This is a genomic window from Bradyrhizobium algeriense, from assembly GCF_036924595.1.
In the GTDB taxonomy this organism is placed as follows: domain Bacteria; phylum Pseudomonadota; class Alphaproteobacteria; order Rhizobiales; family Xanthobacteraceae; genus Bradyrhizobium; species Bradyrhizobium algeriense.
Genome location: NZ_JAZHRV010000001.1, coordinates 1,312,015 through 1,333,544 on the forward strand (window position 1 = coordinate 1,312,015; position 21,530 = coordinate 1,333,544).

16 protein-coding genes and 3 pseudogenes are annotated in these 21,530 nt (G+C 61.2%); 14 read left to right on the forward strand and 5 right to left on the reverse strand.

Annotated elements, in window-relative coordinates:
* The first annotated feature begins 107 nt into the window (after nt 1–107).
* The 3 genes and pseudogenes from V1286_RS06335 (at nt 108) to V1286_RS06345 (ending at nt 5,324) form a co-directional block, all read left to right on the forward strand.
* Nucleotides 108–4,441: pseudogene (locus V1286_RS06335) on the forward strand (strawberry notch-like NTP hydrolase domain-containing protein).
* Between the two features lie 155 nt (nt 4,442–4,596).
* A pseudogene (locus tag V1286_RS06340) lies at nt 4,597–5,076 on the forward strand (TraB/TrbI/VirB10 family type IV secretion system protein); the annotation flags it as partial.
* A 5-nt stretch (nt 5,077–5,081) separates the two neighbouring features.
* Complete coding sequence (locus tag V1286_RS06345; RefSeq protein ID WP_334478309.1) at nt 5,082–5,324, forward strand: DUF2274 domain-containing protein; 243 nt, start codon at nt 5,082–5,084, stop codon at nt 5,322–5,324.
* On the opposite strand, the gene V1286_RS06350 is transcribed toward V1286_RS06345, so the two are convergent.
* Nucleotides 5,297–6,400 (reverse strand): LysR family transcriptional regulator, encoded by a 1,104-nt coding sequence (locus tag V1286_RS06350; RefSeq protein ID WP_334478311.1) that lies wholly within the window; start codon nt 6,398–6,400, stop codon nt 5,297–5,299. The two genes, V1286_RS06345 and V1286_RS06350, sit on opposite strands and share 28 nt — an antisense overlap.
* A 22-nt stretch (nt 6,401–6,422) precedes the next feature.
* On the opposite strand from V1286_RS06350, the gene V1286_RS06355 reads away from it, so the two are divergent.
* Nucleotides 6,423–6,599 (forward strand): hypothetical protein, encoded by a 177-nt coding sequence (locus V1286_RS06355; protein ID WP_334478313.1) that lies wholly within the window; start codon nt 6,423–6,425, stop codon nt 6,597–6,599.
* A 25-nt stretch (nt 6,600–6,624) separates the two neighbouring features.
* Here the strand turns inward: V1286_RS06355 and V1286_RS06360 are convergent, their stop codons facing one another.
* Entirely contained in the window at nt 6,625–7,818 is a 1,194-nt protein-coding gene (locus V1286_RS06360) for an FAD-dependent monooxygenase (protein WP_334478315.1), read from the reverse strand.
* Between the two features lie 278 nt (nt 7,819–8,096).
* Complete coding sequence (locus V1286_RS06365; RefSeq protein ID WP_334478317.1) at nt 8,097–8,924, reverse strand: IclR family transcriptional regulator; 828 nt, start codon at nt 8,922–8,924, stop codon at nt 8,097–8,099.
* Nucleotides 8,925–9,149: 225 nt separating this feature from the next.
* Here V1286_RS06365 and V1286_RS06370 point away from each other — a divergent pair, with 225 nt between their 5' ends.
* The 8 genes from V1286_RS06370 (at nt 9,150) to maiA (ending at nt 17,961) form a co-directional block, all read left to right on the forward strand.
* The gene (locus tag V1286_RS06370) at nt 9,150–9,368 is read left to right on the forward strand and encodes a hypothetical protein (protein WP_334478318.1); all 219 of its coding nucleotides are present in this window, start codon (nt 9,150–9,152) and stop codon (nt 9,366–9,368) included.
* Complete coding sequence (locus V1286_RS06375; protein ID WP_334478320.1) at nt 9,365–10,807, forward strand: aldehyde dehydrogenase family protein; 1,443 nt, start codon at nt 9,365–9,367, stop codon at nt 10,805–10,807. The genes V1286_RS06370 and V1286_RS06375 overlap by 4 nt, the downstream gene beginning before the upstream one ends.
* A gap of 172 nt (nt 10,808–10,979) precedes the next feature.
* Nucleotides 10,980–12,401: an FAD-binding oxidoreductase gene (locus V1286_RS06380; RefSeq protein ID WP_334478321.1), complete on the forward strand. Its 1,422-nt coding sequence runs from the start codon at nt 10,980–10,982 to the stop codon at nt 12,399–12,401.
* Nucleotides 12,402–12,648: 247 nt separating this feature from the next.
* Nucleotides 12,649–14,340, forward strand: coding sequence for a thiamine pyrophosphate-dependent enzyme (locus tag V1286_RS06385; protein WP_334478323.1), 1,692 nt, complete (start codon nt 12,649–12,651; stop codon nt 14,338–14,340).
* Nucleotides 14,341–14,425: 85 nt separating this feature from the next.
* Nucleotides 14,426–14,596: a hypothetical protein gene (locus V1286_RS06390; protein ID WP_334478324.1), complete on the forward strand. Its 171-nt coding sequence runs from the start codon at nt 14,426–14,428 to the stop codon at nt 14,594–14,596.
* Between the two features lie 61 nt (nt 14,597–14,657).
* Nucleotides 14,658–16,019, forward strand: a complete 1,362-nt coding sequence (gene hmgA / locus V1286_RS06395; RefSeq protein WP_334478326.1) for a homogentisate 1,2-dioxygenase — start codon at nt 14,658–14,660, stop codon at nt 16,017–16,019.
* The gene (gene fahA / locus V1286_RS06400) at nt 16,019–17,329 is read left to right on the forward strand and encodes a fumarylacetoacetase (protein ID WP_334478328.1); all 1,311 of its coding nucleotides are present in this window, start codon (nt 16,019–16,021) and stop codon (nt 17,327–17,329) included. The genes hmgA and fahA overlap by 1 nt, the downstream gene beginning before the upstream one ends.
* Nucleotides 17,326–17,961 (forward strand): maleylacetoacetate isomerase, encoded by a 636-nt coding sequence (gene maiA, locus V1286_RS06405; RefSeq protein ID WP_334478330.1) that lies wholly within the window; start codon nt 17,326–17,328, stop codon nt 17,959–17,961. The genes fahA and maiA overlap by 4 nt, the downstream gene beginning before the upstream one ends.
* A 352-nt stretch (nt 17,962–18,313) precedes the next feature.
* Here the strand turns inward: maiA and V1286_RS06410 are convergent, their stop codons facing one another.
* Entirely contained in the window at nt 18,314–19,285 is a 972-nt protein-coding gene (locus V1286_RS06410; protein WP_334478332.1) for a Bug family tripartite tricarboxylate transporter substrate binding protein, read from the reverse strand.
* Nucleotides 19,286–19,465: 180 nt separating this feature from the next.
* Here V1286_RS06410 and V1286_RS06415 point away from each other — a divergent pair.
* Nucleotides 19,466–19,861, forward strand: a pseudogene (locus tag V1286_RS06415) (AMP-binding enzyme); the annotation flags it as partial.
* A 30-nt stretch (nt 19,862–19,891) separates the two neighbouring features.
* A complete protein-coding gene (locus V1286_RS06420) occupies nt 19,892–20,698 on the forward strand; it encodes an enoyl-CoA hydratase/isomerase family protein (protein WP_334478334.1) in 807 nt (268 codons plus the stop codon).
* Nucleotides 20,699–21,195: 497 nt separating this feature from the next.
* On the opposite strand, the gene V1286_RS06425 is transcribed toward V1286_RS06420, so the two are convergent.
* On the reverse strand, nt 21,196–21,495 hold the full coding sequence (locus V1286_RS06425; RefSeq protein ID WP_334478336.1) for a hypothetical protein: 300 nt from the start codon (nt 21,493–21,495) through the stop codon (nt 21,196–21,198).
* Nucleotides 21,496–21,530 lie beyond the last annotated feature (35 nt).

The following is a 21,530-nucleotide window of genomic DNA, read 5'->3' on the forward strand; positions in this document are numbered from 1 at the left end:
GAAGTCTCAAGAGTGAGAGCCGGGCCGGGAAGGGTTTGAGTCGCCGCGGTCTGAAGGAGAGCGCCGGGGCGGTTCGGCCCATTCCCGCTCTCCCGAGAAATCCTGACATGACCGAATCTCTCGCCGGCGGCGCCGCGGCCGCGCCGCTCTCCATGCGTGCCACTGCAATTGTCGCCTCGAGTGTCGTCAGAGCTGCGCGCCAGCTTTTGACCGATCTCGAGCGCAGCCGCCGGATCGATGCCGCTGTCCTGCGCGGCGCCATGGAGGCTGCCTTCGGCGCTTCCGATGCGACCGGTGCCTGGAACGGGAAGACGGCCTACGACGCCTGCGAGGCGGCGACCGTCCTGTTCCTAAGGCGATATGGCGCCGCCATGCGGGCCAAGGCGACGTCGCCGGGCGCCATGCTGCCGATGCTGATGAGGATCGCCAGTCTCCTTCCTACCCAGACACGCCGATCCCTCGAGAGTGAGTCCCTCCAGCAATTCTCGACACCGATCGGGCTGGCATTTGTCGCCAGCCGGGCGGCCGCGATCACCCCTGCAGACGTCGTTCTGGAGCCTTCGGCTGGCACCGGCCTTCTTGCCATCCTGGCGGAGCTTGATGGCGCCTCCCTTGTCCTCAACGAGTTCGCCGACAGCCGCGCGGGCATGCTCGCGCAGCTCTTTCCCGCTGTCTCCGCGACGCAGTTTGACGCCGCGCACATCAATGACCACCTCGATGCCAGCATCGTGCCGAGCGTCGTGCTGATGAACCCGCCGTTCTCGGCCGCGGTCCATGTCGATCGCCAGATGCCAGATGCGGCACTACGGCACATCGAGTCCGCCCTGGCTCGACTTCCTGAAGGCGGACGGCTGGTCACCATCACAGGCGCAAACGTTGCGCCCGACAATCCCGCGCGGACGGACTCCTTCAAGCGGCTGCAGAAACATGGCCGTGTCGTATTCTCGGCGGCCATTGACGGCGCTGTCTATGCCAAGCACGGCACCAACGTCGACACTCGTCTGACCATTATCGATCGAGTCCCGGCTGACGACATCTCGTCATTCCCCGCATCCCCGGGCATTGCACCCGACCTGCCGACTTTGCTTGCCTGGGTTTTACAACACGTTCCGCCGCGTCGGCCAATTGCTGGCACCGTGGCTGGGGTAGTGCCGGCAAATGCCAGCCCTGCAACGCCTCGATCAGTCCGCGCCTACGTCGCCCAGCGCCGGGCGGCTGCAGCAGCGCCGGCAATTGATCCCGTGGCGAGCGAAGTCGCCTACGGCTCGGTGGATTGGACGCCCACGGATGGCAGCAACATCACCGATGCACTCTATGAAACCTACTCACTGCAGTCGATCCGCATTCCAGGTGCGCAACCGCATCCCACCAAGCTCGTGCAGTCCGCCGCGATGGCTTCCGTCGCACCGCCGAAGCCGTCCTATCGGCCTCACCTGCCGGCCAACGTCGTACCGGGTGGCATCCTGTCGGATGCTCAGCTCGAGAGCATCATCTACGCCGGCGAGCCGCATTCCGAATTTCTCGCAGGCTCTTGGACGGTCGACGCGACGTTTGACGTGGTGGCGGCGGCACGCGATGACGCTGAGAATGCCGTCCGTTTTCGCCGTGGCTGGTTTTTGGGCGACGGCACCGGCGCAGGAAAGGGACGGCAAGTCGCAGGTATCTTGGTCGACAACTGGCTTAAGGGCCGCCGCCGCGCGGTCTGGATCAGCAAGTCCGACAAGCTGATCGAAGATGCACAGCGCGATTGGTCTTCGCTTGGCTTGGAGCGGCTGCTCGTCACCCCACTTTCGCGTTTCCGGCAGGGCACGCCGATCCGGCTCGCGGAAGGCATCCTATTTACCACCTACGCCACGCTGCGCACCGACGAGCGCGGCGAGAAGCTTTCGCGCGTGCGGCAGATGGTCGAATGGTTGGGCTCCGATTTCGACGGAGTGATCGTCTTCGACGAGAGCCACGCCATGCAGAACGCGGTTGGCGGCAAGGGCGAGCGCGGTGAACAGGCGGCCTCTCAGCAGGGGCGCGCGGGCTTAAGGCTGCAGCATGCCTTGCCGAATGCGCGCGTCGTCTACGTCTCTGCGACCGGCGCCACCACCGTGCACAATCTCGCTTATGCCCAGCGGCTGGGACTATGGGGTGGCGATGATTTTGCATTCGCGACCCGGGCCGAGTTCGTCGAGGCGATCGAAGAGGGCGGTGTCGCAGCGATGGAAGTGCTGGCGCGCGACCTCAAGGCGCTCGGTCTCTATGCCGCCCGCTCGCTGTCCTACGAGGGCGTCGAATACGAGCTTGTCGAGCACCAGCTCACGCTCGAGCAGGTTCGCATCTATGACGCCTATGCCGGCGCGTTCAGCATCATCCACAACAACCTCGAGGCAGCGATGCGGGCCGCCAACATCACCGGCGAGACCGGTACGCTGAATGGACAGGCCAAGTCCGCGGCCCGATCCGCCTTCGAAAGCGCCAAGCAGCGTTTCTTCGGCCATCTCTTGACGTCGATGAAAACGCCGTCGCTGATACGCTCGATCGAGCGTGATCTTGATAGTGGCCACGTTGCCGTCATCCAGATCGTCTCGACGGGCGAGGCCCTCATGGAACGCCGGCTCGCCGAGATCCCCACAGAGGAGTGGCGTGATGTCCAGGTAGACATTACCCCTCGCGAATATGTCCTCGACTATCTCGCCCATTCCTTCCCGGTTCAGCTCTACGAGCCCTTTACTGACTCGGAGGGCAACCTTTGCTCCCGGCCGGTCTATCGCGACGGCCAGCCGGTCGAAAGCAGGGAAGCCGTCGCACGCCGCGAGAGTCTCATCGAGAAGCTCGCGTCATTGTCGCCGGTGCCAGCGCCCTCGATCAGATCGTGCAGCGATTTGGGACGGACTTGGTCGCCGAGGTAACCGGCCGCTCGCGCCGCGTGATCCGCAAGGGCGAGCGCCTGATCGTTGAGAACCGCGCGGCATCGGCGAACCTCGCCGAGACCGCGGCATTCATGGACGACGTCAAGCGTATCCTCGTGTTCTCCGACGCGGGCGGCACCGGCAGGAGCTACCATGCCGAGTTGTCGGCGCGGAATCGCCGCTTGCGGGTCCATTATCTGCTTGAGCCCGGCTGGAAGGCCGATGCCGCCATTCAGGGTCTCGGCCGGACGAACCGCACCAACCAGGCGCAACCGCCGCTGTTCCGGCCGATCGCAACAGACGTCAAGGCCGAGAAGCGCTTCCTCTCCACGATCGCTCGCCGCCTCGACACGTTGGGCGCCATCACGCGAGGCCAGCGGCAAACCGGAGGGCAGGGCCTGTTCCGGCCCGAGGACAACCTCGAAAGCCAGTATGGCCGTGATGCGTTGCGCCAGCTCTACATGCTGCTCGCGCGTGGCAAGATTGAGGGCTGCTCGCTCGAGAGGTTTGAGGACGCAACCGGTTTGAAGCTCACGGACGCCAATGGGCTGAAGGATGAACTGCCGCCGATCACGACCTTCCTGAATAGGCTGCTCGCCCTCACCATCGAACTGCAGAACATTCTGTTCAGCGCCTTCGAGCAGCTACTGACCGCCCGAATCGAAGGCGCGATCGGATCGGGTGCCTACGATATCGGACTGGAAACCCTCCGCGCTGAGAGTTTTGTCGTCACCGACCGGCGGACAATCTATGTCCATCCAAGCACCGGCGCCGAGACGCGCCTTCTCGCAATTACCCAGCGCCAGCGCAATCATCCTGTGAGCCTGGATGATGCTCTTGGTCGTCTTTCCGATCGTCGTGCTGTCCTGTTGATCAATGAGCGCTCTGGACGAGCCGCCCTGCAGACCCCAGCCCCGAGCTTCATGCTGGATGACGGCGAGATCGAGCGGCGCGTCCGCCTGATCCGACCGATGGAGCAGCATAGCGTCCCCTTGAAGCTGATGGCCGAAAGCCATTGGGTTGAAGCCGACCGTGATCGTTTCACCGCGGCGTGGCTGGCCGAGCTTGCCGAGGTCGCCGAGTTCGCCGAAAGCACGATCCACATCGTGGCGGGCTTGTTGCTGCCGATCTGGAAGCGGCTGCCGAACGAGTCGACGCGGGTCTATCGGCTGCAAACCGATGCCGGCGAGCGCGTCATTGGCCGGAAGGTCTCGGCGGCCTGGGTTGCGAATGTCCTTGCCGCCGACGCGCCCAAGCTCGCGATCGACACCGCCTTTGCCGCGCTGATGGAGGGCAGGACTGTCCTTGACCTCGCCGAAGGCCTCCAACTCCGCCGTGTCCGAGTCATGGGCGCATACCGCATCGAACTTTCCGGATTCAACGACTCAATACGCGACCGGCTGCGCGCTTACGGCCTTTTCGGGGAGATCATTTCCTGGAAACTGCGCATGTTCGTGCCAACTGACACGAGCGGTATCGAAGTCTTGGCGAAGCTACTGGATCAATACGCAATCCAGCGCATCGCCGAACGCGAGGCCGCGTGATGGCCCGCGACGCCTCTGAACTGGCACACCGCCTCGCGCGCGAGGCCGAGGCGGTGTGCCGCCACTACCTCTCGAATGGCAAGCGTCACGGACGGTACTGGCTAGTTGGCGATGTGCACAATACGCCGGGCCGCTCCATGTTCGTGCGGCTCCAGGACTCGCCAAAGGGACTCGCAGGCAAATGGACTGATGCCGCAACCGCGCAGGGCGCGCGATTGATCGGGATTTATGACAGCCAAGTCGCATTCGGACAGTCTCGCGTGCTTCTGGTCTGGACGAGACTCATCATGCCGAATGGCCGCTCTATCGTGCTTGAGAGACAACACGGATCTGATGCCGCTGGTTACTCTGGTCTCACCGACGAAGTCGACAACCACTGGAAAGAGCTCTTGGGGGCGGCGGCGTTGTCGACACTGCTCGGCGTGGGTTCAGAGCTTGGATCAGGGGCTGATACTGGCTCCAACGCCGCCGTTCTTCGGGCGCTCCGTCAGGGAGTCGCCAATTCCTTGAGCCAAACCGGACAGCAGGTAGTCCGTCGAAATCTCAACATCCAGCCGACCCTGACGATCCGCCCGGGGTTTCCACTGAGGGTGATCGTCAACCGTGACCTGGTGCTCGAACCCTACAGGGGATGAGAACCATGGCCAAACTCAAACTGGGCGCGATTGCCGAAGACAAGCCGGTCAGGGTCACACATGAGCTGCCGGCAAGCGTTCATCGCGACCTCGTCGCTTATGCCGAAGCTCTCGCGCGACAGAACGGACAATCAATTGGTGACCCGGTCAAGCTAATCGCGCCCATGCTTGCGCGATTTATGGCAGCGGATCGAGCGTTTGCCAAGGTCCGCCGTGCGCGTCAACTTCCCAAACAAGGTGAGGGGTAGCGTTCGGAGAGCAGCTTCAGAAAGGTTTCCAGGGCGGGATTTTCGTTATCCTTTTGCCAATACGCTGAATAGCTCAACACGCTTGGTCCACTGCCGTCCCGCAGTTCCCTATATACGAGGCCAGAAAGAGTGGCGCCTGCGTCCGATTCCAGAACAAGGCTGATGCCGACCTTCATTGTGACCAGGCTCTTTACAATGCCACGACTAATATCGTGACGTTCAATCTTCGGTCGATCATCGGGCGAAACAAGTTTTGAAACCAACAGATCTTCAATTTCGCGGCCGGGGTCGTAGTGGCTCAAGATAACGGTCTGGTCTCGCAAGTCCGTCCAATAAACGATTTCTCGCTCCGCCAGGGCATGTTCCGCAGGCAAGACGGCCAACACCCGTTCATTCCAAAGCGACTTTCTCCTGACGTTCTGAGATGATAATCCTCCCGTCAAGATCAGTACGTCCAGCACACCATTACGAAGTGCCGCCATAAGATGTGCGCGCCGCCGTTCTACTGTAGCGAGTTCGATTTGAGGAAACTTCTGAAGAAGATCCAGCAGCGATGCTCGCAGATTGCCCGCGGCGAGAGATGTACAGAAGCCAATTGCGAGTCGGCCAGCTTCGCCGCGGCCGCTTGCCCTTGTAGTGGCAGCAAGCGCGTCTAGCTGCTCGACTATCGAGCGCGCTACCCTCAAGAAGTGGCGGCCGGTCGGAGTCGCACGTACTCCACCACTTGATCGCTCGAATATATTGGCTCCAAAGCTATATTCGAGTAGCTGAATTGAGCGACTAAGGGTCGATTGCTTGATTAAAAGTACTTCGGCGGCCTGGCGGAAGCTGCCGTAATCTGCCGCTGTAATCGCGTGTTTAAGTTGCTCCAAATTTAAGCCAAGAGGCCGTCCTCCCCTTAGCAGCCCCGGAAAACTGGAACGCTCCATGATTGCCGCACCATCCAAATGAGAAAGATGTAGGTTGTACAGAGAATTAAGACGATTCTTAGTTGTGGATTGGTGCTGATAAGCTACCGGTAGCTGGTGAGCTTGCCTCTGCAGCGGCTTGATGATGCGGGCTACATCGAGCGGCATGAGGACGCTGAGGACCGAAGATTTGCAGCTTACGACCGCTGGGCTGGCGCTCGATCAGAAAATCTGGCCGCTCGTGGTGGCGAGAGAAGATTATGTTCTCGGTGCCCTCGATGCGCGGCTGCGTGCGGCCCTGCCATTCGTATTCTTCAAACATGAAGCGAGGGCTTCGAAGCATTCGGCATCAAAGATAGTTTTTTGACGCCGTCGGCAGGCTCATGCCCACACTAAACGGCGACCGTGTTTACATCGTATTCGAAGAGCCAATCATAACGCTTCTTAACGCGCTCCGGCTGCCACTCCCTTGCTACGTAATTCTCTGCCATTTTCGGATCTGCCAACTCTGCACTATGGAACCGCGAGGCGTTTTCCGATGCTCCTCGGACCATGGAAGATGTGCGCTCAACACGGAGTTCTTCAAATCTCTTAAATGCGTGCTCGGGCGAGGGGTATTTCACGAAGCAGCGGCCAAGCACTATGGCGTCTTCAAGGGCCATTACAGCGCCCTGAGCAAGGAATGGGAGAGTCGGATGCGCCGCATCCCCGATCAAGCAAATCTTCCCATAGGCATAGTGCTTCAGCGGTTCGCGACCACAAAGCGCCCATTTGTATGCGGTGTCCAATTGATTGATAGTTTCTAAAACGAGCGGATGCCAACCTTTGAAATCTGCCGCACATTCCTCTTTTGTGCCGCGCGTCGACCATGATTCAACCTGCCATTCCGGTCGCTCGACGATGCCAACAAAGTTTAGAAGCTCTCCGCTTCGGATCGGGTATGTGATGACATGGGCGCCCGGACCAATCCAGTTAAGGCCAATTGGTCTACGAAGTTCTTTTGATAAGCGCTCCATAGGAATGGTTCCGCGCCAGGCCATAAGTCCAGTGAACTGCGCCTTGGAGGGGCCCAATAGCGATTGCCGAATCTGCGAATGGACACCATCGGCGCCGACCAGTGCATCGCAAGTTGCGGATGAACCATCAGCAAAGCGAACCTGGACCTCGCCCGGTTCGCTTTTGATTTCGACGCACTTCTTTCCCGTGTGAAGGGCATCGGCTTTCCTCGCACGCACCGCCTCGAGAAGAACGGCATGGAGGTCTGCGCGGTGGAGATTCCAATAGGGAGCGCCAAATCGTTCTATCGAGTCGACACCAAGGTCGAACAACTTCCATTCTTTTCCGGTACTCCAAATGCGAACGGCTTTCGAAGCGGCTTCGCAAGCGACCGCGCTGATTTTGTCGCGCAATCCCAGATCTATTAGCGCCTTCGCGCCGTTCGCCGAGATCTGCACCCCTGCACCGACTTCACCAAGAACCTCTGCCTGCTCGTAAACCTCAACATCGAAGCCTCTCTGCAAGAGCGCACATGAGACGGCCAGCCCACCGATGCCGGCTCCAATTACAGTAATTTTTTGCTGCTTCATTGCATTCTCCACCATACCGATTCCCAACTATTGACGCGGCGCGACGTACAGTTTCACGAACGACATGATGGGGTGCTCGGTGATTCGAGCGCCCGCGAACTTCGCGCGGCCTGCCTGATGCTTCCTTGTCGGAGCATCATCGGCACTTAGGGTAGCGACCGAAAATACATTAACAAATTGAATTAGTCAATGTTAAATCAAAAACCGCGCCGGCGGTGCCGGTCCCCGAACTGGTGTGGTGGACAGCGCGGCACTCGCGTGGTGCCCATTTGCCAGAGTTAGGCGCGCGTCGATCGGGCTAGCGTGCGCCTGGGGCTTGGGTCCTCCAGGGAGGCATCGGAAGCAGCGGCCTCTCGCCCCATCGCGCGCGTGACTAGGTCGCAGGCGGCCTTAAGCTTCTCGACAGCTGAGCCGCGCCCGTCCAGCGGCACGTGCGAGCGTTGCCCGATGAGCGTCATGCTCGCGGCGAGAGCGCCGGAATGATCAAAGATGGGGGCCGAGATGGCGGCAAACCCCTCGTGCACGCGGCTGTCCGACGTGGTCACGCCGTTGCGACCCATCTCTCGCTTTGCCTCTTCGATCACCGCGCGGGCCGCCGCCGAGGACGTCGGAACACGGTGAAGTATCGGCGCCAATAAGGCTGCGGGCAGCAGCGCCAGGAAGACCCGTCCCGTAGCAGATGTAAGCAACGGGAGCACATGGCCGACTTTGATAATCATCGGCACGTCGAGTTCGCCATCGGACTTCGCGACTATGGTCGGACCCATGTTTCCCCAGATGGACAAGTGGACCGATAGTCCGACACTTTGCTGTAACTCCTCCATTGGCCCCCGGGCGAGATCGACAACATCCAGTTGCCGCAACCCCGCTAGGCCGAGCTGAACGGCATAGGGACCAAGGCCGTACCGCATGCTGGCAGGATCCTGCGCCACGAGTCCGAGCCGCAGAAAGCTCACCATGTAGAGGTGAGCCTTGCTGGCCGGCATGCCGGCGCGCTCGGCAATTGTTTTAAGAGGAAGCTTGGCCCGCGCTGCCTCAAGAACCCCGATCAGACGAAAGCCGACCTCGATCGATTGGATATGGCGCTGTTCCTTCTCGACAGTCATGTTCACCTTGTCCCAGCCTCTCGCACAACTCTTAGCACTTCGCACGGCTAAAGCGCACCGCAAACCGCAAGTTTGCTATAGTACAATTCAGTTTGACAAAACTCGTCGATCGCGGTAGTTAACGATAGTGCCGTATTCGATGAGCGAGGAGGGTAGGATGGGCCGGGCGGTCGCTAGGTCGTTCCAGCGGACGGGTACGCCCGCTCGATCGGGATTGGGGACTGCGTGAGCATGCTCGGCTTGCGCGGCCCGAAAGCGGCACCCAAATTAAATCGCCCCTCGCTGGGCACCTGCGAGCCGAACAAGGTCGAGGTGCTGCTTGCGCGGGCGAAAAGGTCGCGGCACTCGATGCGCCGTCAATCGTTGACGTTCGTAACGACCTTGCGCTGCGCATTGCCGGCGCTGTTCGCCTACATCGATGCGCCGGCAGAGGTGCGTCCGTGAGACCTGTCGATGCGCACTGGATCGATGGGGATTGGCACCGTGGGACCTCCGGCCGCATGCTCCCCGTCATCGATCCCAGCACAGAGCAGATCCTGACTGAGGTGAGCTGCGCGTCGAGATCTGAAGTAGACGCCGCGGTCATGTCTGCGCGGCGCGCGCTTGGCGCTTGGCGGGCCTCAAGTCTCGAGGCTAGGGCGGCACTGCTGCTTCAGCTCGCCAAGACGCTTGACGCTCGAAGTGAGCTGTTCGCCGAGACCCTCGCGCGTGAGATTGGATGCCCGCTCTGGTTCAGTAGGGATTTCCAAGTACCGATGCCAATCCGCAACCTCTCGGCGATGGTTGAGGCACTCCGGGCGATCGCGTTCGAAGAGAACGCGGGGACCTCAGTCGTGTGGCGCGAACCAGTCGGCGTGGTGGCCGCCATCACGCCTTGGAACGCGCCGCTGCATCAGATTGTCGCAAAAGTTGGTGCGGCGATCGCGGCGGGTTGCACCGTAGTTGTGAAGCCGAGCGAGCTCGCGCCGTTGACGGCGCGCGCGCTCGTCGAGGTACTGAAAGACGCTGGCGTGCCGGATGGAGTCGTGAACGTGGTCTTCGGCGACAGCGAGACGGGCCGGGCCCTCGTTGAACATTCCGAGGTCGATCTAGTGAGCTTCACGGGTTCCGTCGCTGCCGGACGCAGAGTGGCCGCGGCAGCCGGGGAGGGCATCAAGCAAGTCAAGCTCGAACTCGGCGGCAAGTCTGCGGCTATCCTGCTCGATGACGCCGATCTCCCAGCGGCAATGGCTGGCGTGCTAAGCTCCTGTTTCAGCAACGGTGGGCAGGTCTGTGTTGCCCAGACCCGGCTGATCGTGCCGGTGGAGGCTCGGTCGCAGGTGGAGGATCTCTGCCGGTCCCTAGGTGCAGGCTGGGTCGTTGGGCATCCTCTCGCGCCGGAAACGCGAGTCGGGCCGCTGGCGAGCGAGGCTGGGCGCGGTCGCGTCGAGCGGATCATTACAGAATCCCTTGCGCAGGGGGCCCGCGCGATCATCGGTGGCCACGGCGCGCCGCAGGGGATCGATTGCGGCTACTACGTGCGCCCGACCGTCCTAACCGATGTGACAACCGGCATGGAGGTTGTGCGCGAGGAGGTGTTCGGACCTGTCCTCAGCCTGTTGCACTACCGCGATCTCGACGAGGCAGTCGAACTCGCCAACGCGACCAAGTTTGGACTCTCGGGAGGGATTTGGACCTCGAATAGAGTCCGGGGTGCCGACGTCGCTAGGCGTCTGAGGACCGGGCAGGTTTCGATAAACGGCGCCCCGCAGAACTACGCCACGCCCTTTGGGGGCTGCGGCTGGTCCGGCTTCGGGCGCGAGAATGGTCGCTACGGCATCGAGAGCTTCCTTCAATACAAGGCGGTGCACGGGGCCGGGACGCCTCCTGGCTCGCCGCTTTAGGATTCGGGGTGCGTGTCGCGCGCGGGTGGTGGAGATGCCTAATACGCGCAAATTTCGACGTCGCTCTCCGTGAGGGCGCAAGACAGCGTGGGTTCGTGGATTAGGCGCGGCGGACCTGATGTCCCAGCCACATTCGATTACTACTGGCCCATTCCAACTCGGGAGCATCTGCATGACGATTCGCAACACGGACCTGACCGCCTGCCTCGATCGCTTGCGGACAACTCTCGGGGAGCGCTTAGCCACCGGCGACTCGGTGCGCGAACAGCATGGCAAGGATTGGTCTCGGCTACCGCCAGCTTTACCGGACGCGGTCGTGTTCGCTGAGAGCGAGGACGACGTGTGTCGGGTGCTCGAGGCTTGCCACGAGTTCGGCGTCCCGATCGTAGCGCACGGCAATCAGAGTTCGCTCGAAGGGCACATCCTAGCTATCCGAGGCGGAATTGCTTTGAACCTGACGCGCATGAACCAGGTCTTGGCGGTGAATGAACACGACTTTGATGCGGTGGTGCAGCCCGGCGTGACGCGCAAGCAACTCAACCAGCACCTGCGCGACAAGGGTCTGTTTTTCGCTATCGATCCTGGTGCAGACGCTACCATCGGCGGAATGGCTTCGACGCGCGCGTCCGGTACCAACGCGGTGCGCTATGGGACGATGCGGGAAACTGTGACCGCCGCACGCGTTGTATTGCCCGGCGGACGGGTAACGCGGGTGGGGTCGCGCGCGCGGAAATCCTCGAGTGGCTACGATTTGGTCAGGCTCTTCGTCGGATCGGAGGGCACACTCGGCATCTTCACGGAACTGACCGTCCGCCTCCATCCCATCCCGGAAGCGGTCTGCGTTGGAGCTTGCCCGTTCGGCGCGGCCGCGAGTGCAATCGCTTCGGTGGTCGACGCGATGCACATGGGGCTCGATGTCGCGCGCATTGAATTCATGGATTCGCTGTCGATCAGAATGGCGAACAGCTACTCGGGCCTTGGGTTGCCGGTAGCGCCTACTCTGTTCGTCGAATTTGTCGGTGCGCCTGATCATGTCGACCAGCAGGCGCGCGCGTTCGGCGAGATCGTGGCCATGCACGGGGCTCTCGATTTCGCTTGGTCCCGGGACCCTGCCGAGCGCAGCAGGCTTTGGCAGGCCCGGCATGAGTCGCTTTACGCGACGACCGCTTGGAAGCCGGGGGCAGAGGTGTGGAGAACGGATGTCTGCGTTCCGATTTCGCGCTTGGCTGACAGCATCGCGGCCGCGCAAGCAGACATTGAAGGTTCGGGGATCGACGGCAAAATCCTCGGCCATGTGGGCGACGGCAATTTTCACGTTGCCTACCTCGTCGATCCGAAGATGGAGTCCCAGAGGGACGCCGTCCGCGCGATGATAGCGCGCCTGAACCACCAGGCCATCGCAAACGGAGGCACTGTGAGCGGGGAGCAGGGGATCGGCATCGCGAAGCTGCCTTACCTCTTGGAGGAGCACGGCGAGATGGCACTGGAAGCGATGCATCTCATCAAGCGCGCTCTTGATCCAAGAGGGATTATGAATCCCGGCAAGATGGGTTCTGAGCCGTCATCGCTTCCGAAACAAGCCACTCAATCCTGAGGGCAACTGGCTTATACGAACGAACTTCATTTTACACTGTTTAATAGAAACTGATTGGCTGGACTAACCTCCTGCTCCCTGCTCAGCCAATCCACCCGGAAGCTTCTAATAGAACCGAACGAAGATCCGGTTGACTGTCTTCTAGTCGACCTCTGTGTGTTTGATAATAATGAATTTGATTTGACAAAATAGTACGAGATAGCTAAGGAGGACCCGCGGGAATCAAGGGCCGACAGGGAGGAACAGTGTGAGACAAACCGGTGGGACGGCGCTTGCCAGACAGCTCGCCCTCGATGGCGTCACGGACTTGTTTGCCATTCCGGGCATCCAGTTGGACTGGGCCTTTGAGGGACTGAGACAATGCCGAGAGAACATTCGGGTAATCGTCCCACGGCACGAACAGGCGACGTCTTACATGGCGGACGGCTATGCCCGGTCAACCGGACGGATCGGTGCGTGCATGGTGGTTCCTGGTCCGGGCGTCCTCAATGCCATGGCGGGCCTCGCAACGGGCTACGCGTGCAATTCACGAGTCATCTGCATTGCAGGCGACATCAACTCTGGGGGGCGCGGCAAGGGGGTCGGTTTACTGCACGAGATCAACGGCCAAACCGAAATCCTAGCGAAGGTGACAAAGTGGCAGGGTCGCGCGAATGCGATAGCCGAAATCCCAGCGGTCCTTCATGAGGCGTTGCAGCAAGCGGCGTCCGGCCAGCCCCGGCCGGTCGCGTTCGAGGTCGCGCAGGACCTGCTTAACGTCGAGGATCACATCCCGCTCGTCGACACTCCGCTCGTATCGAACTTCCCCGAGCCCGAGAAACTTGCGGTCGAGAAAGCAGCGCAGCTACTCAACGATGCGTCCTTTCCGGTCATCTACGTGGGCGGAGGGGCGCTGGCGACGAACGCCTCCGGACCGCTGGGCGAATTGGCCGAACGCCTCGATGCGCCGATCGTCATGGGTGAAAACGGCAGGGGGGCGGTCTCGGACCGGCATTCGCTTGCGCTGAACGCACTTGGTGGACGCGCGGTATTTCCGCATGCCGACGTGGTCGTCGTGGTCGGAAGCCGTTTCGTCGACACACAGGTTGGAAAGCCCGCCTGGCCGTCAGAGCGAGCGCGGTACATCTACATCAACCTCGATCGATCTGCCTGGAATCCGCCGCGACGCGCCGACGTCGCCATTGTGGCCGATGCGGCCCTCGGACTGAAGGCGCTCGCCGCTGCAGTCGCGCGGCGTCCCTCAGTGATCGCGGCTGACCTCGTCCGTGTCCGTGCCTGGTCAGATGAACAAGCAAACCTCATTCAGCCGCAGGCCTCATGGCTGCAGGCGCTCCGAGAGGCACTTCCCGACGACGGTTTCTTTGTGAACGAGTTGACCCAGGTTGGCTATCTCGGGCGCTTTCATTTTCCGGTCTACGGACCCAACACTTTCATCACGCCGGGCTATCAGGGAACGCTAGGTTTCGGCTACCCCACGGCGCTTGGCGTGGCGGTCGGAAATCCGGGCCGACCTGTCATCAGCCTCAACGGCGATGGCGGCTTCGGCTGGAACATGCAGGAACTAGCGACGGCCCGGAAGTATAACTTAAACGTCGCGGCGGTGATCTTTAACGATGGCCATTTCGGGAACGTTCGGACGATGCAGAAAGATCTGTTCGGCGCCGAGTTCGGTGCCGACCTGTGCAATCCAGATTTTTCCGTTCTGGCCAACGCTTTTTCGATACCCTACGAGCGAGCGGACTCGCCTGGCCGGCTGACATCGATCCTAAGGTCGGCCTTCGCCGAGGGAGGCCCAAGCGTTATCGAGGTTCCTGTCGGGGAGATGCCGAGCCCCTGGCATCTCATGCGTCTCCAGCAGCCACCTTTCGCCAAGGCGCCCCGACCGCCACCGCCGAATCCGCTGGGCGATCCTGCCGATCGAGCTCCTATCGAGCGATGACACTTCTTGAGGGAGGTCGATCGACGGCGCCGGGTTACTCGGTACCCGGTCTGCGTCATCCTGCTGTACGGCCGAGCAGATCGTTGTGTTTCCGATTGCCAAGATAATCGATCGCGCCGCGGCGCTGATCACAATGGCAGGAATCATGGGATCAATCATCAGCCCACATGTCATCGGAATCTTGCGCGAGCTGACAGGAAATTTTGCCGCAGGCCATCTGTTCGCAGCTGTCCTCCTGATCCTGGCGCATTATTGATCGCTGTCACACCTTTCGCGAACGCCGCGGTTCGCAGATATCAACAGGAAAGGTAACCAATATGAGCGCACAGGCGCCATCCGCATACGGACAGTTCGCGAGTGGCACGGGCATCATGCCCGGCTACATGTCCGGCTTTGGCAACGGTTTCGAGACAGAAGCGCTCCCAGGAGCGCTTCCGATCGGCCGCAACTCGCCGCAAAAATGTCCCTACGGACTCTATGCCGAGCAGCTTTCGGGTTCGGCCTTCACCGCGCCGCGCACCGTCAACGAGCGCTCCTGGCTCTACCGAATTCGCCCGACCGTCATGCACTGGGGCGCGTTCAAAAAGGCAGCGAGTGACCTGTGGCGGACGGCGCCCTCCCAAGAGGTCGAGATGCCGATCGCCCCTTTGCGTTGGGGCCCTGTCCCGATCCCATCCATGTCGCTCTCATTCGTCGAGGGTATCCGCACCATGACTACGGCGGGAGACGCAGGCGCGCAGGCAGGCATGGGCGCACACCTCTACGTCGCCACCCGCTCGATGCAGGACGAATACTTCTACAATGCAGACGGCGAAATGCTGGTCGTGCCACAGGAGGGACCACTCCGCTTCCGCACTGAATTTGGCATCATCGGAGTGGAGCCCGGCGAGATCTGTGTGATTCCGCGCGGGGTGAAGTTCGCAGTCGATCTGCCCGGCGGACCTGCCCGGGGCTACATCTGCGAGAATTACGGCGGAGCATTCACGCTGCCCGAGCGCGGGCCGATCGGCGCCAACTGCCTCGCCAACCAGCGCGACTTTCTTACGCCGGTCGCTGCCTACGAGGATCGCGACGAAGCCGGCACCCTGCTGGTGAAGTGGGGCGGAAGTTTCTGGGCAACGGCGATCGACCACTCGCCTCTCGACGTGGTCGCCTGGCACGGCAACTACGCGCCGTACAAGTACGACTTGCGCAAGTTCTCGCCGGTCGGGCCAATCCTGTTTGACCACGCCGATCCGTCGATCTTCACGGTGCTCACCTCGCCATCCGAAACGCCCGGCACCGCCAACGTCGACTTCGTGATCTTCTCGGACCGCTGGCTCGTGGCGGAGAACACTTTCCGGCCGCCTTGGTACCACCTCAACGTGATGAGTGAGTTCATGGGACTGGTCTGCGGGGTCTATGACGCCAAGACCGGAGGCGGTTTCCAGCCGGGGGGAGCCTCGCTGCATAACACTCTGCTGCCACACGGGCCAGATGTGGACGCCTTCGAGAAGGCCTCTGATGCCGAGCTCAAACCACACAAGCTGGAGGGCACGCTCGCCTTCATGTTCGAGACGCGCTTTCCCCAGAAGGTGAGCCGCTTTGCGGCCGAGCATCCGGCTTTGCAGAAGGATTACGGCGCGTATGGTCGCAAGCTCAGGAAAAACTTCGATCCGCGGCTGCCGGAGGCGCGTTGATGATAGGGCTTGACCGCACCCACGATGTGGACCTGCGCTCCTGGGTGCCGAGCGCAAACGGACATCTGGACTTCCCGATCCAGAACTTGCCGCTCGGCGTATTTGCGCCGGGAGGCGAGGCGCTGCGAGCCGGCGTCGCGATCGGCGACGCCATCCTCGACTTGCCGGCCGTCCTATCAGCCAACCTTCTGTCCGGCGAGGCGGCTGCGGCCGTTGAAACTGCGGCGGGCGAGAAGCTCAACAGCCTCCTCGCCCTCGGGGCTGGGCCGCGCCGAGCCTTGCGGGCCCGTCTCTCGGAGCTACTCGCGGAAGGGCAGCCAGAACGCGGGAGGATTGCGCCGCTATTGCACGAAGCATCGGCCTGCACGCTGCACCTGCCAGCCGCAATCGGCGACTACACCGACTTTTATGTCGGCATCCACCATGCGGAAAACATCGGCAAGCAATTTCGGCCTGATAACCCACTCTTGCCGAACTATAAACACCTGCCAATCGGCTACCATGGCCGCGCTTCATCAATCCGACCCTCCGGCACTGCTGTGCGCCGCCCGCGCGGGCAATCTAACGCGCCGGGCACGGCCGAGCCCGTGTTCGGTCCCTCGCGCCGGCTCGACTACGAACTCGAACTCGGGGTGTGGATCGGCCCCGGCAACGCGCTCGGAGAGCCGATCCCGGTCGGGGAGGCCGCTGCGCACATCGCCGGATTTTGCCTCCTGAACGACTGGTCGGCCCGGGACATTCAGGCTTGGGAGTACCAGCCGCTAGGGCCCTTCCTCGCCAAGAATTTCGCTTCGACGATCTCGCCTTGGATCATCACGCCCGAAGCGCTCGCCCCATTCCGGTCCACACTGCCTCCGCGGCCGGAGGGCGATCCGCGTCCGCTGGCTTACCTCACCGATGACGCGGACCAGCGCGAGGGTGCCTTCGACATCCAGCTCGACGTGCTGCTGGTGACTCCAGGGATGCGCGAAGCTGGCCTGGCTCCCCACCGCGTCTCGGCGTCGAATTCGTGTCACATGTATTGGACCGTGGCGCAGATGATAGCCCATCATACCTGCGGCGGCTGCAACCTGCAGCCAGGCGACCTGCTCGGGACCGGAACAATATCGGGGCCGGACCTGCAGTCCTGCGGCAGCCTCGTCGAGGCCACCCTTGGGGGCAAACAGCCGATCCAACTCGCCTCGGGAGAGGAGCGCCGGTTCTTGGAGGATCGGGATGAGATCATCCTGCAAGCACATGCCCTGCGCGAGGGCTTCGCCACCATCGGCTTCGGCGAATGCCGAGCGGTCATCGGAGAAGCCGTCGCATGAAACTCTACGGCTACTGGCGCTCGACATCATCCTACCGGCTTCGCATCGGGCTCGCCCTTAAAGGCTTGGCACCGGAACAGGTGCCAGTCCACCTTGTCCGCTACGGCGGAGAGCACCGGACCGAGGCGTATCGCCAAGTCAACCCGCAGCAGCGCGTACCAAGTCTCGCGCTCGACGGCGGGCGCGTGCTGATCCAGTCACCGGCCATCATTGAATACCTGGAGGAGGTCTTTCCCGATCCGCCGCTGTTACCGCAGGATCCTGTCGCACGGGCCCGAGTCAGGGCCGTTGCGGCGATCATCGGCTGCGACATCCATCCGCTGCACAATATCGGCGCTCTGAACCACCTGCGTCGGGACTTTGGCCACTCGGAGGAGGAGGTTGGCACCTGGATCACGCGCTGGATCGGCGAAGGCTTCTCTGCAGTCGAGGCGCTGATTGTCGGCGAGGATTACTGCTTCGGTTCTGCGCCCGGCCTTGCGGATGTTTACTTGATCCCTCAGGTCTACGCTGCCCAGCGCTTCGGCGTATCGCTCTCCAACTTCCCGCGAATCAATCGTGTCGTGTCTTTAGCAACGGCTCATCCGGCCTTCCAAACGGCACACCCATCACGCCAATCAGACGCTGAATAAATTTTTGACTACAGCGCGATCCAAAGAGACTGCCGTCAAAGTTAGTGCAGTGGACTAAATCCGGCTTTCTCGAAAAACCGTATGCTTGAGCTTTCCCATGCAACTAGTACGTGATCACGCATGAACCGAACCGCTTCAGGAAAACACGAAGTGAAGTCCAGGCTCTCATTTGCGGCGAGAAGAAGCGCTTCGGTCCTGCGGCCGCTTTTTGATGTTTGGTTACGCAGATCTGAGCCGCCCAACGCTTGGCCAAATGAGATGCGGGCGGGCCAGGACGTTCAGTATTTTGTACGATGAGGTTTTCGGTTGAATGAGCTACTTTTCAGACCAAGGATCGCAATCCACGACGTCCTCACTGGACCGTGATCCCTTTACTCTCGACGAGTCGCTTGTAGATCGCGGACTCCCGCGCCATGCGCTCGGCCATCTCCCTGGGAGATCCTCCAATGGCTGAAATTCCCAAACGGTCGAGATAGGTCGTCATCTCTTCGGATCGGAGCGCCGCATTCGATTCTTTGTTCAGTATTTCTACAACCGACGCGGGGGTACCGTCAGGCGCGGCAAGCCCGACCCAAGACGTGAGATTGAGATCCGGATAGCCCAGCTCGGCAGCGGATGGCACGTCCGGTAGAAGTGGCACGCGCTTGTTGCCACTTACGAGAAGAGGAAAGGCCGTTTTCGACTGGATCTGAGGGATCGCGGTCGGCGCGACTTCAAAGAAGATGTCGACCTGTCCACCGATGAGGTCGTTCATCGCAGGCGCGCCACCGCGGTACGGGATATGAGTTAGCTTAACGTCGGTGAGCGAGCAGAATAGTTCGGAAAACACGTGCGGGAAGCTTCCGTTGCCTGCCGAGGCGACGGTCACGTTGGCCGGCTTCTGCTTGGCGGCTTCCAGAAGGTCCTTGAGGCTTTTGAACCCGCTCTTCTCGCTAGCGATCAAGACGGTGGCGTTTTCGGTTAAGGCGATGATCGGCGCTAGATTGACGAGGGGATCGTAGGGCTGTGGTTTGAATATGTACGGGGCAATCACGAAGGTACTTGTCGTTCCGAGCAAAAGAGTGCTCCCGTCCGGCGCCGAGCGTGTCACATACTGAGCGCCGATAGTCCCGCCCGCGCCGGGCTTATTCTCAATGACGAAAGCTTGTCCGAGCACCGACTGCATGTGCTTGCTGATGATACGGCCGATTGGATCCAATTGGCCTCCCGCAGCAAATGGATTCACCATCGTGACGGTGCGGTTGGGGTACTTCGTCTGGCTGAGCGCCGGACGCGCAATTGAAGCAATCGCGCCGCCAAGCAACAGTGAACGTCGATCGATCATCGTGGTGTTCCTCCTGCGTATCGAGCGTTTTGGTGGGGCGGGCCGCACGTCTTGCGGCAGCGCCCGAGCGCCTTTTCGGTCGTACTACATTGAAGCGTTCATATTGTCAAATCGAATTATACATTGATGAAATACTGCGCATTTGATGGGCCGCCAAATAAGGCGGTTAATCGCGATAACTTTACGGGCGACACCGGGTTCATCGATTCCGACGGCGATCTCTTCGTCACCGGCCGCGTCGACGACATGATCGTCACCGGCGGCGAGAACGTCTCGCCGGTGGAGATCGAAAGCTGCCTCTCCCTGCATCCCGCGGTTTCGGAAGTCGCGGTGGTCGGTCTCGCCGACGAGAAATGGGGCAAGATCGTCGCTGCCTTTGTCAAGCGCAACCGGACGGTATCGGAGGCGGAGCTCGAGCAATTCTGCCGCGCCTCCGGCCTTGCCAACTTCAAGCGCCCGCGCCGCTACGTGTTCGTAGACGCCATTCCCAAATCGCCGGTCGGCAAGCTGCTGCGGCGTCTGCTCGTTGCCGGAGAATACCAAACCGAACGCCGGCCGCCGTCGGACGCGGCCTGATCACACGACGTAAACAGAAGGAAGCAAGATATGTCGTCACCCTACACCTTTGCCGATCCTCGTCTGGCCAAGCTCGATGGATTCGAGGTCGAGATCGATGAGGCGCGCGAACGCGCCGACATTATCCTCGGCCGGCCGCCCTATAACGTCGTCGCGATGCCGCAACGCGACCAGCTCCGGCTGACGTTCGAGACCCTCGATGAGGATCAGCGTGTGCGTATCATTGTGCTGCGGGCCGAGGGCGAGCATTTCTCCAGTGGCGGCAATATTGGCGGCTTCATGGAAGCGAGCCCCGAGCATGTGTCAAAACTGGCCTGGAACATCGCAGCGCCCGCGCGTTGCGCCAAGCCGGTGATCGTGGCCAATCGCGGCTATTGCTTCGGCGTCGGCTTCGAGCTGTCGCTCGCCTGCGACTTCCGCATCGCCTCGGAGACCACGCAGTATGCCTTGCCGGAACAGAAGCTCGGACAGATCCCGGGTTCTGGCGGCTCGGCTCGCCTGCAGAAGATGGTCGGCATCACCCGCACCAAGGACATCGTGATGCGCTCAAAGCGCATTTCGGCGAAGCAGGCGCTGGAATGGGGGATTGCGACCGAGTGCGTGCCGGACAGCGAGCTGGAAAAGGCGACGGACAAGCTGGTTGACGAGCTCCGCACCTTCTCGCCGCTGGCGCAGCGCACGGCGAAGAAGCTCCTGAACGATACGGAAGATTCCACGCTCGCGATCGCCATCGAGCTCGAGGGCCATTGCTACAGCCGATTACGGCAGTCGGAGGACTTCAAGGAAGGCGTCGAAGCCTTCAACGCCAAGCGCCCGCCAAAATTCGCCGGGCGCTGATGGCGGGAAACGTAGCGCTCGGGTAAGAGCGCAAAAGCAGAATTGGCTGTCGGACTTATGAACCGACTTGTGGGGATTGGATGAGTTATCGCAGGTTTGGCTGGTGGTGTGAAGGCGGTAGCGCTCCCCCGACTCGAACCCCCGATCCCTTCGACTTGTCTGGACTGCGCCGAACTCGCTGTCGCGGCATTCCATCAAATTGCAGGTTCAAGGTAGGACTAACGACACGTCTATCGGAATGGCCCTTGATTTCCTGCGAAATCATACGCCTCTCGGGTTCCAGGTTCGAGCCCTGGTGCACCCACCATAGCCAGATCAAGCACTTGTCGAAGGTTGCGAGAGTCGTGTTCCGACAACCTGAGTCAGCGGCTGTTACGACAAATCCGTGCTCTCCGAACAGCTATCCTAAGACTTGGCCCTGAACCTCGTCGGCTTAGCGCGGCGGCAGACCTTGGCGCAAAGCCGGGATGGTGCTTGCTGGTTTCAGGATGGCGGCCCTACGGCATTCGTTCAATATGAGCCCGGATCGCGTGCCGCTCGGCATCGATCCAGCCATGCTCGCGGGCTTTGGCCACCATCTCTGCGTAACGCTGCTTCCAGTCTCCATCATCAGGGCGGCCTGCCAAGGCGGGGACCAGACCGATCGAAACAAGCCCATCGCGATCGTTCAGAAGTGTGATTCCGTTCCAGCTCTGCGTTTCAGGCCGGGCATCGGCATGCAGCATCAGCTTGAACCTGCCAAAGTCGAGCGGTTCAGCCAGCCGGACAACGCCGCCGTCCAAGCATTCGATGATCACGACGCTACTCCTCCGCGAATTCCCGGCAAGTCTGG

Bases quoted from the DNA above. Each gene is read 5' to 3' on its own strand.
- V1286_RS06345 (WP_334478309.1), top strand. From the start codon at position 5,082: ATGGCCAAACTCAAACTGGGCGCGATTGCCGAAGACAAGCCGGTCAGG.
- V1286_RS06350 (WP_334478311.1), bottom strand. From the start codon at position 6,400: ATGCCGCTCGATGTAGCCCGCATCATCAAGCCGCTGCAGAGGCAAGCT.
- V1286_RS06360 (WP_334478315.1), bottom strand. From the start codon at position 7,818: ATGAAGCAGCAAAAAATTACTGTAATTGGAGCCGGCATCGGTGGGCTG.
- V1286_RS06365 (WP_334478317.1), bottom strand. From the start codon at position 8,924: ATGACTGTCGAGAAGGAACAGCGCCATATCCAATCGATCGAGGTCGGC.
- V1286_RS06380 (WP_334478321.1), top strand. From the start codon at position 10,980: ATGACGATTCGCAACACGGACCTGACCGCCTGCCTCGATCGCTTGCGG.
- hmgA (WP_334478326.1), top strand. From the start codon at position 14,658: ATGAGCGCACAGGCGCCATCCGCATACGGACAGTTCGCGAGTGGCACG.
- fahA (WP_334478328.1), top strand. From the start codon at position 16,019: ATGATAGGGCTTGACCGCACCCACGATGTGGACCTGCGCTCCTGGGTG.
- maiA (WP_334478330.1), top strand. From the start codon at position 17,326: ATGAAACTCTACGGCTACTGGCGCTCGACATCATCCTACCGGCTTCGC.
- V1286_RS06410 (WP_334478332.1), bottom strand. From the start codon at position 19,285: ATGATCGATCGACGTTCACTGTTGCTTGGCGGCGCGATTGCTTCAATT.
- V1286_RS06420 (WP_334478334.1), top strand. From the start codon at position 19,892: ATGTCGTCACCCTACACCTTTGCCGATCCTCGTCTGGCCAAGCTCGAT.